Origin of the sequence: Brevibacillus panacihumi (genome assembly GCF_003710985.1) — a bacterium.
Lineage (GTDB): Bacteria > Bacillota > Bacilli > Brevibacillales > Brevibacillaceae > Brevibacillus > Brevibacillus panacihumi.
On the sequence record NZ_RHHT01000007.1, the window covers coordinates 1 to 14,989 of the forward strand.

Sequence of the window (14,989 nt, forward strand, 5' to 3'; positions counted from 1 at the left end):
CTTTTATTTTGCCAAACACACGATAAGGATAGATTTAAAGCTTCTATTGAAAGACATCAACTCACAGAGTTTAAGATACTTGAGACACAAGAGGGGGAAAATGGGGTAGTATCCGTCAAAGTTCAGTACAAAATTCAGGGAGCCAAAGGTGTGGAAATACCAAATGAATTAACCTTATCCCTAGAAAAAAAAGGTGATAAATGGGGAATTATTTTTAGTAATGATAGTTCTTCTGACAACCAAATAACGATTAAATGAGTTTGAAATTCCCTTAAGAGCTGAAAGATCTTTTACATCCTTAACCAAGCGGACTACCTCAGTGTTGTCCGCTTGGTTTTTACTTGTTCCGTTTTTTGGCAGTTGGAAAATTCCCGTTTCAGCATGCAGAACGCTTGGCGATTTACAAACCAGGATCCTCCCAGCAGCATCGCTTCAAACCACATAGCATGTTCATGCACAATGGATGGGCCCTCCGCGTATACCTAGTAGGCAACGGGAAAGAGGTGACCATATATGAGCGGATGGCTATCACTCCTGCTCGTTTCCCTGGCCATCAGCATGGACAGTGTCAGTGTTGGCTTGACGTATGGGCTGCGAAAGATGAAAATGCCATTTCTGTCTCTGATCGTGGTGTCTGGATGTTCGTTTGCTGTGGTGTACGGTGTCATGATGGTAGGCTCCTCGCTTACCTACTGGTTAACTCCCGAGGTCGGTCAGCGGGTGGGGGCTGCTGTCCTGATCGCGATGGGCTTGTTTACGTTTTGGCGGCTTGTCTCATCACCTCCACAAGCTGAATCAAGTCAGGAGGAGCTTCCCCCTCCTGTCGATGCTGCTGGACAGAGAGAGCCAGAGCCAGAACGTACGGTGTTGTCGCAGTTTCGCATGTTTGGATTGATGATTCAGATTCTGCGTGATCCGTCCCAAGCGGATGCGGACCGCTCGGGGCATATCATGGGCTGGGAAGCTGTCATACTGGGGCTTGCCCTGTCTTTGGATGCCTTTGGAGCGGGAATCAGCTTGACGTTTCTGGGCTACTCGCCCCTGCTAGTCTCCCTTTGCATCGCGGCGATGAGCGCCTTGCTGCTGTGGACAGGGTTGGCGTTGGGACGCGGGATTGGGCAGCATAAATGGCTGTCTGGACTCACCTGGCTTCCGCCTATCTTATTGATCTGCATTGGCGTGGCGAAAATCTTCTGATCATATGCTTCCTGCCAGACCCGTCCTTTCAAGAGGACGGGTTGTTTTATTTTCCAGCTCGTCTGCATACACATGAGAAAGAGTGAGAAGTGGATGGAGGAGATGAAGGTGGAATCACAGCAACCCATTCGAAAATGGTACACGTTGGCAGCAACCGAAGTGATCGAAGCCCTTCAGAGCAATTCGTCGCAGGGACTGGCTCAACAGGAGGCAGAGCGGAGGCTGGCAAAACAAGGCGCCAACAAGTTGGCTGAGAGCAAGAAAAAGCCTCTCTATACGGTCTTTCTCGATCAGTTCAAGGATTTTATGGTGGTCATTCTGTTCATTGCCACGTTGATCTCGTACTTTCTCGGAGAGTATCTGGATGCGATCACCATTATCGCCATCATCCTGATCAATGGCGTACTGGGCTTCATCCAGGAAGCGCGGGCGGAGCGATCCTTGCAAGCGTTGAAGGATCTTGCCTCCCCGATGGCGAGGGTGATGCGGGATGGGCACCTCTCGATGATCCCCGCCTCCCAACTCGTGCCGGGAGATCTGGTCTTGCTGGAGGCAGGAGATCGCGTGCCAGCGGATCTGCGTCTCGTCTCGGCCAATCGCCTGGAGATTGAGGAATCGGCATTGACGGGAGAATCCTTGCCTGTCAGCAAGACGGCCCGCAAGCTGGAACATACGAACGGAGCACAGGTTCCGCTCGGGGACCAGAAAAACCTCGGCTTCATGGGAACGATGGTCACCGGAGGGACTGGTAGCGGCATTGTCGTCGAGACAGGAATGAACACCGAGATCGGGAAAATCGCGCATCTGATGAACACAGCGGAGGAAGCCGAGACGCCGTTGCAGGTCAGACTGGAGCAAATGGGCAAGCTGCTGGTCGTCGTCGCCGTCTTGCTGACCATTGTGGTGATCGTGGCGGGGATCTGGCATGGCCATGAGCTGTTTACCATGTTCCTGGCAGGTGTGAGCTTGGCAGTCGCAGCCATACCGGAAGGCCTTCCTGCTATCGTGACGGTCGCGCTTGCCTTGGGCGTGCAGCGCATGATTCGGCGCAACGCGATCGTTCGCAAGCTGCCGTCGGTGGAGACGTTGGGATGCGCCTCTGTCATTTGCTCAGACAAGACCGGAACGTTGACGCAAAACAAGATGACCGTCACCCATGTGTGGCACAGCGACACCATGTACGAGGTGAGCGGCAGAGGATATGAGCCGCAGGGAGCTTTTCACCTCTATGGAAAAACGGTGTCGCCAGCCAGAGATGGTGCCTTGAACCAGATTCTGCGCATTGCGGACCGCTGCAACAATGCCACGTTGACCAGCGAGGAGCAGAGCGCTCGCAAGCTGCTGGGCATGGGCAAGACGACTCGCACCTGGCACGTCATGGGAGATCCGACAGAGGGAGCCTTGAAAGTCTTGGCGGCAAAAGGACAAGGCACAGGCTCTGATCGCAGCAAAAACGGGCAGTCCGTTCGGGTGGAGGAGTACCCCTTTGACTCAGAGCGTAAAATGATGTCTGTCGTGGAAAAAGGAACAGACGGGACCTATACCTTGTTGACAAAAGGGGCGGCTGAGGCCGTACTGGCGCGCTCTACGCATATTCTCTGGAAGGGTGAGCTGCAGCCGCTTTCCGCCACTCTGCGCCATCAAGTCCTGGATCAGACCGAAAAGATGGCGGCGCGCGCCCTTCGCGTACTCGCCTTTGGTTATCGTCAACTGCAGGGGTATCGTTCCGGACAGCCCCACACATCGATGGAAAACCACCTCGTGTTTGTCGGACTCGTCGGGATGATCGATCCGCCGCGAGAAGAGGTACGCCCCGCCATCGCCCTGTGTCATCAGGCAGGAATCAAGACGGTTATGATTACCGGGGATCACAAGGTGACGGCAGAAGCCATCGCCCGCCAGATCGGGATGACGCGCGGATACGGGGAAGTGTTGGAGGGCCGGGAGCTTGACAATATGTCGGACGACCAACTGGCGGAGTACGCCGAGCGCGTCTCCGTCTACGCTCGGGTCTCGCCAGAGCATAAGCTGCGGATTGTGCGCGCCCTGCAGAGCAGAGGGCATGTCGTGGCGATGACGGGTGACGGGGTCAACGATGCGCCGGCGATCAAATCCTCCGATATTGGCATTGCGATGGGCATCACCGGGACGGATGTGACCAAGGAAGCCGCCGATCTCGTATTGCGTGACGACAACTTCGCCACCATCGTCGCCGCGGTGGAGGAAGGACGCAACATCTACGACAATATTCGCAAGTTCATCCGTTATCTGTTGGCCTCCAACGTCGGAGAAATCCTCGTCATGTTTTTCGCCATGCTGCTGGGCTTGCCGCTGCCGCTGGTGCCGATCCAGATTTTATGGGTGAATCTGGTGACCGATGGCCTGCCGGCGATGGCGCTGGGGGTCGATCCGGCGGAGCGGGATACGATGTATCAAAAGCCGCGCAGCAAAAATGAAAACATCTTCAGCCGCGGTCTCGGCTGGAAAATCATCAGCCGCGGATTTTTGATTGGAGCGATGACCTTGATGGCATTCTGGCTCACGCTCCACGAAAACCCGGACGATCTGGTTCATGCTCAGACCGTTGCCTTCGTTACCCTGGTAATGGCGCAGTTGATCCACGTCTTTGACTGCCGCAGCCAGTACAGCGTCTTTCACCGCAATATTTTTGAAAACAAATACCTGGTCTGGGCGGTCGTCTCTTCTCTGGTGCTGGTATTGGGTGTGGTGTACATCGATGCCTTGCAGCCGATCTTCAAAACTACTGACCTGAACTTCCGGGATTGGGCCTTGATCCTTGTCACCTCGGGGATTCCAACCTTTGTAGCGGGGATTGGGGGCGTATTGTATGGCGGACGTTCTAAAGAAAAGAAAGCAGCACCCAAAAAGAAAAGCTCGTCCATGCGTACGGTTCGTCCATAGATAAACCAGGCCGATCGGCATCGTCAGGCAGGGAAGGGGATCGCAAGTGCGCTTTCAGAGAAGACGGCGGGGCAGGCGAGGAAAACGAATCATAGCCGGTACCCTGATTACCATAGCCATTCTGATCTTGTTGTTCGTGATCGCGGAGCGCAGGCTGCAGCCCACGCTGATGCTGATCGCGCAAGCCAAGGCAGAGCAGATTGCCAAGCTTGCCATCATGGATGCAGTCACCAAGCGGATCAGCCAGCAAGGAGTGGACTTCAATCAGATCGTATTGATGGAAAAGGACCAGGACGGCGTGATTCGAGCCGTAAATTTCAACTTCAAAGAGTATTCCCGGATCGTGGGGGAGACGACTTCCCGCATTCAAAATCGCCTCCAGGAGTTCGAGCGGGAGGATGTGCAAACATCGATCCCGCTTGGGGTGGCGACCAAAAACGTCTTCCTCGAACACATCGGGCCGGATGTTCCCATTTCGTTTGCCCCCATCGGCGCAGTCAAGACGCGTCTGGAAACAGACATGAAACAAGCGGGGATCAACATGGTGCTGGTGACGGTCTATATCCACGTTGATGTAACGTTGCGGATCATCATCCCGTTCGCGACCGATGAGCAATTGGTCACGACCAAAATCCCCATTACGGAAGCCTTGATCGTCGGCAAGGTTCCGCAGTATCTCTACAACAATCCGACAGGAAAGCCGGACGTGCCGATGCCGCGAAATGCCTATTCGCCAGACAATCCGGAACAACCATGAAACGTTTCATGAATGGCTTCGTCTCATTTGATGACAGACTAAGTACATGAACAGATGATAATGGAGGCGAAGCAACATGAAAAAAATCCGTACTGGTATGATGACATTGGCGGCAATGGCCGTTTTGGGAACCAATATGGCAACGGCAGCACCCTTGCAGGGCAAAGAGCTTTCCGTTCTGGTAAATGGAAATAAAATAGAGCAAATGGCGATTCAGAACCAGCAAACGGTACTGGTGCCCCTGCGGACTGTAGCGGAATCGCTCGGATTCCAGGTAGCCTGGAATCCGCAAACAAAAGCGGCAGAAGTGAAGAAAGGCGAGATCTCGGGGCAGGTTGCACTGGATCAGGATCAGAACACCCTTTACAACGGCACTACATATGTGCCTGTAGCCTTTGTCGAGAACGTTTTGCAGGCAGAAGTAAACGTAACAGAGGACACGGTCAAAGTGGAAGAAGAAAAAGAGGCGGCTCCTCCTGTCACCGGGAACGTCACCAAAGTAATGAAAAATGAAAAAGGCAATTACTCGATCCTGCTGAATGGATACGAGACCGGGATCATCTTGCATCTCAACGAAGACACCAAAATCACGTCCGCAGATGGCAAGGAATTAAAGCCGGAAGATTTGAAAATGGGTATGGAAGTAGAAGCGACGCATGCTAAATTCATGGCAATGAGCATGCCGCCGCAGACCGGTGTCTTTACCATCGTGGTGAAAAGCAGTCTGGAGTCCTCGGACGTGCTGGGTACAGGAGGCCGTCTGGTCAGCGTGGAGAAGGGGCAGGATGGCTCGTATCGAGTGAATGTAGAAGGCGAGGCCCTGTCTGAAGGATCCCAAGAGCATGTAGTCTTGACGATTACGGAAGAAACCGTGATCGTCAATGCCCGCGACCAAAAGGCAATGAAGCCGGAAGATCTGAAACCGGAAATGAGAGTATATGCCTTCTATGGTCCAAAACTGACCCGCAGCCTGCCGCCGCAAGGAGTAGCGGAAAAGCTTGTAGTCGAAATTCCGGCAGAAAATTAATTACAAACGAAAGTGGTCCGGTTCAGGCCGGGCCGCTTCTTTTTTTACGGGCGTTCCGCGCACACTGGAGAAACCGGCAAGCAAGGCAATCACGGCACTTAAAGAGACGATGCTGACAAAACCGCCAACCTCATAGAGCATGCCGCCCAGATAGGAGCCTATCGTCATGCCCACATACATGCCGGTGATGTTCCAGGCCATGATCAATCCCAGATGAGAGGGATATTCTGAGGCGAGTCTCGATTGATAGGCAGGCACAAAAGCATAGCCGACGATCGACCAGGAAAAAAGCACAAGGTACAGCCAGGGCATCTCCCGGTAAAAGAGTCCAACGGCAACCAGCATGACAAAAAGACCAAACAAGCTGGTCGAAGAGATAGCTTTTGCTCCCCATCGATCAGCCAGCTTTCCGCCAGAAAGACTGCCAAGCATGGCGCCAAGCCCATAGGCAATCAGCGTGGAAGCAAGCTGGGAGGAGGACAATCCCGTCTCCTGGATAAAGGTTGTCCCGAGGTAGGTGTACACCGCATAGATCGCAATAGCCCAATAGACGGTGACGAGGACGGATCGCAGCATGGAAACGACGGGAGCTGGCCCTGCCGTTTTGGCAGGAGGGTGGCTTCTTTTGGTTTTGGGCCAGATGGCGAGGTTCATCCAGGCAAGGGCAAAGCTGATAGCGGCGATGAGCCAAAAAGGGGAGCGCCAGCCGCCATGGTCGGCAAGTAAAGTGCCAAGCGGAGTACCGACCCACAAACCTGTCAGATTGCCCGATACAATGAAAGATAGCCAGGCGGCGCGTTTACCGGGAGGAGCGAGGTCGCTGACATAAGCGTATACACAAGGAGCGATGGCAGCGAGCGAAAGACCCGCTACTGCACGACTGCAAAGCAGCATCAGAAAGGAGGAGGACAATCCCGTCCAGATATTTGCCAGGCAAAATCCAATCAATCCTCCCCATAAAATGAAACTGCGCTTGGCGTGTAGTTGATCAAACAGGGACCCCATAAAGGGGGAGCCGCAGGCGTACATGATCGACATGATCGTAACGAGCCATCCTGCCTGGGCAGGAGTTAAAACAAATTCATCGGCAATGGAGGGCAGAAGCGGAGACATGATAAAGACATCAGTCCCAACGACAAACAAAGTGGTTGCCCCGGTCAACAACCAGGCCCGTTCACTTTTCATCAAGATCCATCACTCCATCTTTTCCAGATCATGGCTCAATATAGGTATATGTAGTCTGCAGGAACCAGGCAACAAACCGGCAATGGAACATTGTTAAGGGAATTCCCTGATACACTTTCGCGCTTGTTCCCACTACAATAGCGTTAAGAATACAGGTGATCGAAGGAGGAGCGCATGGATACGTTGCCTACCGAGCAAGTGCAGTCAGGGGAAGATGTCTTTCTGTTGGAATCCATCTTTGCCAACGTAAGTGATGCGATCCTGGTTGTAGACGATGCAGGGTGGATCATAACGGTAAACACAGCCCTGGAACAGATGACGGGCTGGACCAAGGAAGAACTGATCGGGAAGAAGCATATCTGTGAACTGTGCCTGGGCATGGCGACATGCATGGAGGACTCCACTTGTGCGGACTGCTTTTTCAAGCAAGTCCAGATGCCTTCCTTTGAAATGCGATTGCGATCCAAGGACGGACGTGAACACCCGGTAGCCGCCAGTTCCGCACAGCTTCCGGCAGAATCAAAAGGCAAGCTGGTCATGATCATCCGCGACATGTCTGTCCAGCAAAAGACGGAGAAGGAGCGGCACCAGTACAAGCTGACCCAGTTTGCCATCCAGGCGCAGGAGGAAGAGCGCAAGCGGATCGCCCGCGAACTGCATGATGGCGTCGGTCAGGCGCTCTACAGCATTCTGGTCGGGCTCAATGTCATCGGGCAGGACAATCTGACCGATCCGATCAAACAGCACGTCCATGAACTGTTGCAAATGACAGCCAAAGCGATGGAGGAGGTAAAGCGCATGGCCCTGGAGCTTCGCCCCTCTGCGCTGGATGATTTGGGGCTGCTCCCTGCATTGCGGTCGCTGATGAAGCGGGTAGAGAAAAGCTTCCATATCCAGGTGGAGCTGCATGTGCAAGGGGAGCGGCGTCGTTATTCGGCGGCGGTCGAGACGGCGCTGTACCGGATCGTACAGGAAGCGATGACCAACACAGCGAAGTATGCGCAGGCAACCAAGCTGGGGATTGTATTTGAAGATCGGGAAAAAGAAATCGTGTTGACCATTGTGGACGACGGAATCGGCTTCTACGTCGGGCAAGCCATGAAAGAAGGGAAAGGTTTGGGATTGTTCGGCATGAAGGAACGGGCCCAGCTTTTGGGAGGTACGGTCGATATTCGCTCTGCACCTGAAGACGGCACCACGCTGATCGTCAGGATTCCACTGCCAAAGGAGGGGACAGAAGATGGCTATTCGCGTGCTGATCGCTGACGACCATGCGATTGTCAGGTCGGGCCTGGGGATGCTGCTTGAAGCCCATGGGGATATGCAGGTAGTCGGCTACGCCGCTGACGGGAAGGAAGCTTGTGAAAAGGCGCTGGAGCTGAACCCCGATGTCGTGCTGATGGATTTGAGCATGCCGCCAGGAGAGAACGGGCTGACCGCTACTGCCAGGCTGAAGGAAACAGCCCCGCAGATTCAGGTGCTGGTGCTCACGATGCACGACGACGAGGAGTATTTGTTCCGGGTGCTCCAGGCGGGAGCAGCGGGATACATTTTAAAAAGCGCCCCGGATCTGGATTTGATTCACGCGATTCGTACAGTGAATCAGGGATTGGCGTATCTCTATCCCTCGGCCACCAAATCGCTCATCGAAGAGTTTTTGCACATGGTAAAAAATGGGGAAGAGCAAGCGAAGTATGAGATTCTGACGGACCGTGAAAAAGAAGTGCTGGTTCTGATCGCCAAAGGCTTCAGCAATAAGGAAATCGCAGAGCAATTGGTGGTTTCGGTCAAAACGGTGGAGTCGCACAAAGCGCATATCATGGAGAAGCTGCATCTTCGCACGCGCCCTGATCTGGTTCGCTATGCGATCAAAAAAGGGTGGCTTGATTTCGAATAAAAGGCAGTATATGCCATCGTATTTATGACGACCTGATCAGGGTCGTTTTTTCATTTTGACCAGATTGTGACAAAAAACAGGGAATATCAGGAGGATTCTGTCTCATAATAGGGGATTTCCCTGAAATACTTCTGGCTCGCACCAAAGGTAGAATGAAGGCGTAACAGGAACGATCGCTTAGTCAGGAAAGGAGAGTAAGAGCGATGGAGACACAAAGAAACACCCAGACCGAGACGAAAAAGTCCCCGCAGACACAGCCGCACCAGGAAAATCTCAAAGGGACGTTTGCTGCCGTCATCATAGTTGGACTCATTATTCTTTTAAGCTGGTTCGGCATCTTCGGACTTTTCCTGGAACGGGCGTAAGAGAGGATGTAAGGGAGGTTATGGATCATGCATTTACACCGTTATGAAAAAATTTGGCTGATTTTGGGTGCTGGCGGACTAGCGCTGTTCATCCTCTTGTTGTGCATCAATGCCTTCGCGATGGGGATGGCACCGCCCAGCAATATGACGATGATCGATCCGACCAAGGTGACGGAAACGCCGCCGTTTGACAACCCTGGTCTGACTAAAGTGGGCGATCAGGAGTATGACGCCTATATGACAGCTTTTGCTTTCGGGTTTGCTCCCAACAAGATGGAGGTGCCGCTTGGGGCCAAGGTTAATTTTCATGTGACCAGCCCGGACGTCATCCACGGCTTCCAGATTCCCGGGACCAACGTCAACTTCATGGTTTTGCCAGGACATATCAGTTCCGCGACCTACACATTTGACGAACCCGGCGAATATTTGATTCTTTGCAATGAATACTGCGGGGCCGGCCATCAGGTGATGGCGACTACGATTATTGTGAAATAAAGGCAGGTGACGAAGATGAATATCTTGCAAAAGGATCAAACCAAGGCGGCAGCCGTTGACAGATCCGCTGCCCGGCTCAGCCTGGCGTACGTCTGGGTGGCGTACATCGCATTCGGTGTCGCAGCTATCGCGGGTATGCTGCAGGGCATGGTGCGCGGAGGAATCATCGAGCTGCCGAGCTGGATGAACTACTACCAGATTTTGACCGCGCATGGCGTATTGATGGCCTTGATTTTTACCACGTTCTTCATCATCGGGTTCCTCTACTCGGGGGTAGCCAAGACGACAGGCGGAACTTTGCACGGCTCCGCGCTGGGCTGGGGATGGTCTGGGTGGATTCTGATGGTCGTCGGTACCGCGATGGCGGGAACCATGATTATCCTCAATGAAGCCTCCGTCCTGTATACGTTTTATGCGCCGCTCAAGGCTTCGCCGATCTTTTATATCGGAACGGCGCTGGTTGTCGTCGGCAGTTGGCTGGCAGGTTTCGGGATTTTCTCGCGCTATCGCAAATGGAGACGCTTGAACAAAGGGCAAAACTCTCCGCTGTTCCTGTACATGTCTGTGACCACCTATATCCTGTGGATGGTGGCTACGATTCCCGTGGCGGTCGAAGTAGTATTCCAGCTGATTCCCTGGTCGCTCGGCTGGACGCCCACGATCAATATCATGCTCAGCCGCACCTTGTTCTGGTTTTTCGGGCACCCATTGGTCTACTTCTGGCTGCTGCCGGCCTACATTGCCTGGTATGTCTGCGTGCCGCGCGTAATTGGCGGCCATATATTCAGTGACTCGCTGAGCCGATTGGCTTTCATCTGTCTCTTGCTTTTCTCGATTCCGGTCGGTTTTCACCACCAGCTAATGGAGCCAGGTATTTCCGAAGGTTGGAAAATGATTCACGTCATCCTGACGCTGATAGTCGTCATTCCTTCCTTGATGACCGCATTCTCCATGTTTGCGATCTTTGAGACAACGGGACGCAAAAAAGGTGGAGTTGGTCTCTTCGGATGGTTCAAAAAACTGCCTTGGACTGATGTGCGCTTCTTCGCACCATTTATGGGGATGCTGTTCTTTATCCCTGGCGGTGCAGGGGGGATCATCAATGCAAGTAATCAGTTAAACGCCGTGGTCCATAATACGATCTGGGTAACGGGTCACTTTCATATTACGATTGGAGGGGCTGTCGCCCTTACGTTCTTCGGAGTCAGCTTTTGGCTCGTACCCGCTTTGACTGGCCGCAAATTGACACCGACTGCCAACCGGATGGGGATGGTGCAAACCGTTTTCTGGTCGGTAGGGATGTTCCTCATGTCGGCAGCGATGCACGCGATGGGGCTGCAAGGCGCTCCTCGCCGTACGGATTACACGACCTACATGGATCACCCGTTGGCGCTCAGCTGGATGGATTACCAACGCGTGATGGCGTTTGGCGGCGGTCTGCTTTTCGTAGCGGCTGTGCTGTTGATCCTGATTCTGTTTTATCTCACCTTTATGGCGCCAAAAGGCCATGAGGAATATCCGATTGCCGAGACGGAGGAAGCTCAGCCTGTACCGCGCATTTTGGAGCGTTGGACCGTCTGGGTGGGCGTTCTCGCAGTGCTGATCGTGCTGGCATACGGATATCCAATCATGGAGCAAATCCAGCATCAGGCGCCTGGGTCGCCGCCGTTCCGCACTTGGTAATAAACAAGAGGCTGTCCTCATGGGCAGCCTCTTCGTATGGATACAGATAAGTTTTCTTTAAATGTGCGTGGTATCCAGAATCATCACCACGAACACGATCATCAGGTAGTTGATCGAGATGATAAAGTTGACCTTTGCCCATCTGTCATCATCCTTTGTGCGGAAGCCCAGCAGCGTGTGGACAAGCCAGATCAGCGCCAAAGCGAGGGAGAGGATGAGAAAATAAATGCCGACATAACCGTAGGTATACATCAGGACAGATGCAGGCAAAAGCAGCAAGATATAAGGAAGCATCTGTTTTTTGGTACGGAGAATCCCTTTTACGACAGGCAGAAGCGGAAAGCCTGCTGCCCGGTATTCTTCTACACGGCGTATAGCCAGGGACCAGAAGTGAGCGGGTTGCCAAAGGAACAGCAGGGCAAACAATATCCATGCTCCTGCATCGATTTCGCCCGTCACTGCACAATAGCCGATAACCGGCGGCATCGCGCCGGAGATGCCGCCGACAGAGGTGCTCCAGGTCGAATTTCGCTTCAACCACATGGTGTAGATGACAACGTAGACAAATATTCCCAACAGACCGAGCCATCCGGTCAAAGCATTGACCAGCCCGAACAACACGGCCAAACCGGCGATGCCGAGGATAATCGCGTAGATAAGCACGCTTTGCGGCTGCATCCTTCCTTGGGGCAAGGCGCGGTCGCGGGTACGCGCCATTTTTTTGTCAAAATCACGATCCAGGAAGTTGTTGAACACACAGGCGGATGCCATCGTCAACGCGGAGCCGAGGAGCATCCACAAAAAGGTCCAACCATCGATATTCCATTTGGAAGCGACCCAATAACCGCCAAATGCCGCAATCGCATTCAAGCGAATGATGCGCGGCTTTGTCAGGGCCACAAGATCTTTTAGCACAGTGCACCTCCTAAGGTTTGTCTGAAGTTTGTTTGCGGGCGCTCTCTGGAACAATATGTAGCTTGAGGGGGACAGCTTCTGCCGTGCTTCGCGCTGCTGTTCCGTGCAAAAAAACCGAGACCGCCATGCGATGTAGCTCAGCCGAGGCTGCCAGGGGTTCATGGCGAGCAGTGTTCAAGCCCGCAAAGACGGCATACAGAATCTGAGCGAGCTGGTCCGGGTCATGTCGGCGGTCGATCACGCCTTCGTCAATGGCCTCCTGCAGAACAGAGTGAAAAATCTTGCGTTGCCGCTGTACAGCCAGCAAGATTTGCTCGCTGACGGCGGGCGCAGCAGCCTCGCTCGCACGGAATTCATCGGCTGCACGGATGAGCGGATTCTGAAAATCCTCGGCCACGTGATCTGCAAGTCCATATAGTTTTTCTGCAGCAGTGCCGAACTGCTTCTCTTTGGCAGACCACTGCTCGATCCACTCATCTACCTGTTCCTCCAGCAAAAAAAGAAACAATTCTTCCTTGCTTTTAAAGTGGTAGTAGAGATTGCCTTTGCTGCTTCCAGAGGCAGCGATGATATCCTCAATCGAAGTTCCGAGATAGCCCTTTAGCGAAAACAGGTCTTTGGATACGAGTGCTATTCGTTGCTTTGTTTCTGTATTGCCACGCGAACGCGAACCTTTTGTACGAATAGACCATCATTTCCTTCCATTTCATTTAAACAGAACGTTCGGTCTAGAATACGATACCATAACTTCCTAGTGGGGACAAGCATAGAAGGCGTGACGAAAAAGGGGAATCTAATGCCGATGAAAAGAAGAAGGGCGCCCCGCACCTGCTATGGTATTCGGGACTCCCTTGGATGGCTATCGGTTCAATACAAAAGCTCTTGCCATGCGAGAATAGCCAGGATCAAAAACCCGATCGCAAGCAGCCATAAAGCGATCACCTTCAGGTCTTCCTCTTCAAATGGCATAGGACTCCTCCTTTATTCTGTATTACCCATAGGGTATTCATGGAGGAGGGGAATGGTTTGGCTGATTACGGAACGTAGATCATCTTGCGTGTCATCCCGCCGTCGATGATGAGCTCTGCGCCGGTGATGAAGTCATTTTCCTTTTGTGTCAGGAACAGGCAGGCGCGGGCAATGTCATCTGGACGACCGACGCGGCCAGCGGGATGCTGGGCATGATCCTCATCTCGCAGTTCGGCGTAATCACCTGTTTCAATCCAGCCGGGAGAGATCGCGTTCACCGTGATGCGGTCAGGGGAAAGGGAAACCGCGAGCGCATGGGTCAAAGCAAGGATGCCGCCCTTGGATGCGGCGTAAGCCTCTGTGTTGGGTTCGGATTGATGGGCGCGGGTGGAAGAGAGGTTGATGATCGCTCCGCCGTCGTTTCGCCGCATAATTCGTGCCGCTTCCCTCGAGGCGAGGAATACGCTGCGCAGATTGGTGTTGAGGATCCGATCCCAAGCCTCTACAGACAGGTCGTAGGGAGATTCCCAGGCGCTGATTCCAGCATTGTTTACCAATACATCCAGACGACCCCAGCGTTCATCTGCCATGCTCATCAGGTCTTCGATCTGCTTTGGCTGGCTGACATCGACGGGGTAAAAAGAGGCACTGCCCCCTGTACCGGCATGCGCTTTCTGGATAGCATTGGCGGCCGCTTCTCCTGTCTGCGGGTCCCGCTCGGCAATCACGACATGGGCTCCGTGGGCAGCATACATCGCTGCGACAGCACGGCCAATCCCTTGACCGCCGCCTGTGACGATAACAACATGATCGAGTAGTTGCATATGTTTTCCTCCAGTGCTGCTATAAATATACAATAAATAGTTGCAAACAAAAAGTAAGTACATTACAATTAGGAACTAATCAGAAACAAAACAAATTAGGAGGCTGAATGTTATGTTGCAGACCGAATTGCTGACATTGGAGCAAGTGATCGAAGCTCGTCATAGTGTGCGTAAATACGATCCTCAAGCCGTCATACCCAAGGAAGATTTGCAGGAGATCCTGCGCTTGGCAGCCCAGGCACCGTCTTCCTGGAACCTGCAGCACTGGCGTTTTCTCGTGGTGACGGATCAGGCTGTCAAAGAAAAACTGCTGCCGATTGCCAATGGACAGCAACAGGTGGTAGACGCTTATGCCACCATTATCATACTGGGAGATTTGGAGGCAGACAAGTCCGCTCGTCCTGTCTATGAAGGGGCTGTCGCCAAAGGTGCGATGAGCCAGCAGGTAGCAGATACCCTGATCGGGCAGATTGAGGGGGCCTATGCATCGAATCCCGCCCTGGCCCGTGATGAAGCGATCCGCAATGCGTCTTTTGCGGCGATGCAGCTCATGCTCGCGGCGAAAGCCAAAGGGTACGATACCTGCCCGATGGGGGGCTTTAACCGCGACGCTTTGATTGAAGCGCTGAATATCCCGGCTCGCTATTTGCCGACGTTGATGATTACGTTGGGCAAGGCCAGCGCGGCCGCTCATCCAAGCGATCGCTTCGATCTGACTCAATTGGTGATTGAAAACCAGTTTACATCCTAATG

15 protein-coding genes and 1 pseudogene are annotated in these 14,989 nt (G+C 53.2%); 11 read left to right on the plus strand and 5 right to left on the minus strand.

Features of this window, described 5'->3' with window-relative positions:
- The 5 genes from EDM58_RS25630 to EDM58_RS04970 form a co-directional block, all read left to right on the plus strand.
- Positions 1–258 (plus strand): hypothetical protein (locus EDM58_RS25630; protein WP_183187426.1); only part of this gene is annotated, 258 nt, incomplete at its 5' end.
- Positions 259–513: 255 nt separating this feature from the next.
- The gene (ytaF, locus tag EDM58_RS04955) at positions 514–1,197 is read left to right on the plus strand and encodes a sporulation membrane protein YtaF (RefSeq protein WP_122912376.1); all 684 of its coding nucleotides are present in this window, start codon (positions 514–516) and stop codon (positions 1,195–1,197) included.
- 102 nt (positions 1,198–1,299) lie between these two features.
- Positions 1,300–4,119, plus strand: a complete 2,820-nt coding sequence (locus tag EDM58_RS04960; RefSeq protein WP_246000549.1) for a calcium-translocating P-type ATPase, SERCA-type — start codon at positions 1,300–1,302, stop codon at positions 4,117–4,119.
- A gap of 46 nt (positions 4,120–4,165) precedes the next feature.
- A complete protein-coding gene (yunB, locus tag EDM58_RS04965; protein WP_122912378.1) occupies positions 4,166–4,876 on the plus strand; it encodes a sporulation protein YunB in 711 nt (236 codons plus the stop codon).
- A gap of 76 nt (positions 4,877–4,952) precedes the next feature.
- Positions 4,953–5,903, plus strand: coding sequence for a copper amine oxidase N-terminal domain-containing protein (locus EDM58_RS04970; RefSeq protein WP_122912379.1), 951 nt, complete (start codon positions 4,953–4,955; stop codon positions 5,901–5,903).
- On the opposite strand, the gene EDM58_RS04975 is transcribed toward EDM58_RS04970, so the two are convergent.
- Positions 5,904–7,088 carry an MFS transporter gene (locus EDM58_RS04975; protein WP_122912380.1) on the minus strand — a complete coding sequence of 395 codons (1,185 nt, stop codon included), beginning with the start codon at positions 7,086–7,088 and terminating at the stop codon, positions 5,904–5,906.
- Positions 7,089–7,262: 174 nt separating this feature from the next.
- On the opposite strand from EDM58_RS04975, the gene EDM58_RS04980 reads away from it, so the two are divergent.
- The 5 genes from EDM58_RS04980 to EDM58_RS05000 all read left to right on the plus strand — a co-directional run bounded on the left by EDM58_RS04980 (position 7,263) and on the right by EDM58_RS05000 (position 11,528).
- Positions 7,263–8,354: a PAS domain-containing sensor histidine kinase gene (locus EDM58_RS04980; RefSeq protein ID WP_122912381.1), complete on the plus strand. Its 1,092-nt coding sequence runs from the start codon at positions 7,263–7,265 to the stop codon at positions 8,352–8,354.
- Complete coding sequence (locus EDM58_RS04985) at positions 8,329–8,985, plus strand: response regulator (RefSeq protein WP_122912382.1); 657 nt, start codon at positions 8,329–8,331, stop codon at positions 8,983–8,985. Before EDM58_RS04980 ends, EDM58_RS04985 begins: the two co-directional genes overlap by 26 nt.
- A gap of 203 nt (positions 8,986–9,188) precedes the next feature.
- A complete protein-coding gene (locus tag EDM58_RS04990; RefSeq protein ID WP_122912383.1) occupies positions 9,189–9,350 on the plus strand; it encodes a cytochrome c oxidase subunit 2A in 162 nt (53 codons plus the stop codon).
- Positions 9,351–9,377: 27 nt separating this feature from the next.
- Positions 9,378–9,845 carry a cytochrome c oxidase subunit II gene (locus EDM58_RS04995; protein WP_122912384.1) on the plus strand — a complete coding sequence of 156 codons (468 nt, stop codon included), beginning with the start codon at positions 9,378–9,380 and terminating at the stop codon, positions 9,843–9,845.
- 15 nt (positions 9,846–9,860) lie between these two features.
- Positions 9,861–11,528, plus strand: a complete 1,668-nt coding sequence (locus tag EDM58_RS05000) for a b(o/a)3-type cytochrome-c oxidase subunit 1 (RefSeq protein ID WP_122912385.1) — start codon at positions 9,861–9,863, stop codon at positions 11,526–11,528.
- 57 nt (positions 11,529–11,585) lie between these two features.
- Here EDM58_RS05000 and cyoE read toward each other — a convergent pair whose 3' ends face one another.
- The 4 genes and pseudogenes from cyoE to EDM58_RS05015 all read right to left on the minus strand — a co-directional run bounded on the left by cyoE (position 11,586) and on the right by EDM58_RS05015 (position 14,236).
- Positions 11,586–12,443, minus strand: coding sequence for a heme o synthase (gene cyoE / locus EDM58_RS05005; protein WP_183187429.1), 858 nt, complete (start codon positions 12,441–12,443; stop codon positions 11,586–11,588).
- A gap of 10 nt (positions 12,444–12,453) precedes the next feature.
- Positions 12,454–12,951, minus strand: a complete 498-nt coding sequence (locus EDM58_RS05010; protein ID WP_246000544.1) for a TetR family transcriptional regulator C-terminal domain-containing protein — start codon at positions 12,949–12,951, stop codon at positions 12,454–12,456.
- Positions 12,952–12,954: 3 nt separating this feature from the next.
- Positions 12,955–13,128, minus strand: a pseudogene (locus tag EDM58_RS26450) (TetR/AcrR family transcriptional regulator); the annotation flags it as partial.
- 349 nt (positions 13,129–13,477) lie between these two features.
- Positions 13,478–14,236: an SDR family NAD(P)-dependent oxidoreductase gene (locus tag EDM58_RS05015; RefSeq protein ID WP_122912388.1), complete on the minus strand. Its 759-nt coding sequence runs from the start codon at positions 14,234–14,236 to the stop codon at positions 13,478–13,480.
- A gap of 115 nt (positions 14,237–14,351) precedes the next feature.
- Here EDM58_RS05015 and EDM58_RS05020 point away from each other — a divergent pair, with 115 nt between their 5' ends.
- The gene (locus EDM58_RS05020; RefSeq protein ID WP_122912464.1) at positions 14,352–14,987 is read left to right on the plus strand and encodes a nitroreductase family protein; all 636 of its coding nucleotides are present in this window, start codon (positions 14,352–14,354) and stop codon (positions 14,985–14,987) included.
- The last annotated feature ends 2 nt before the right edge of the window (positions 14,988–14,989 follow it).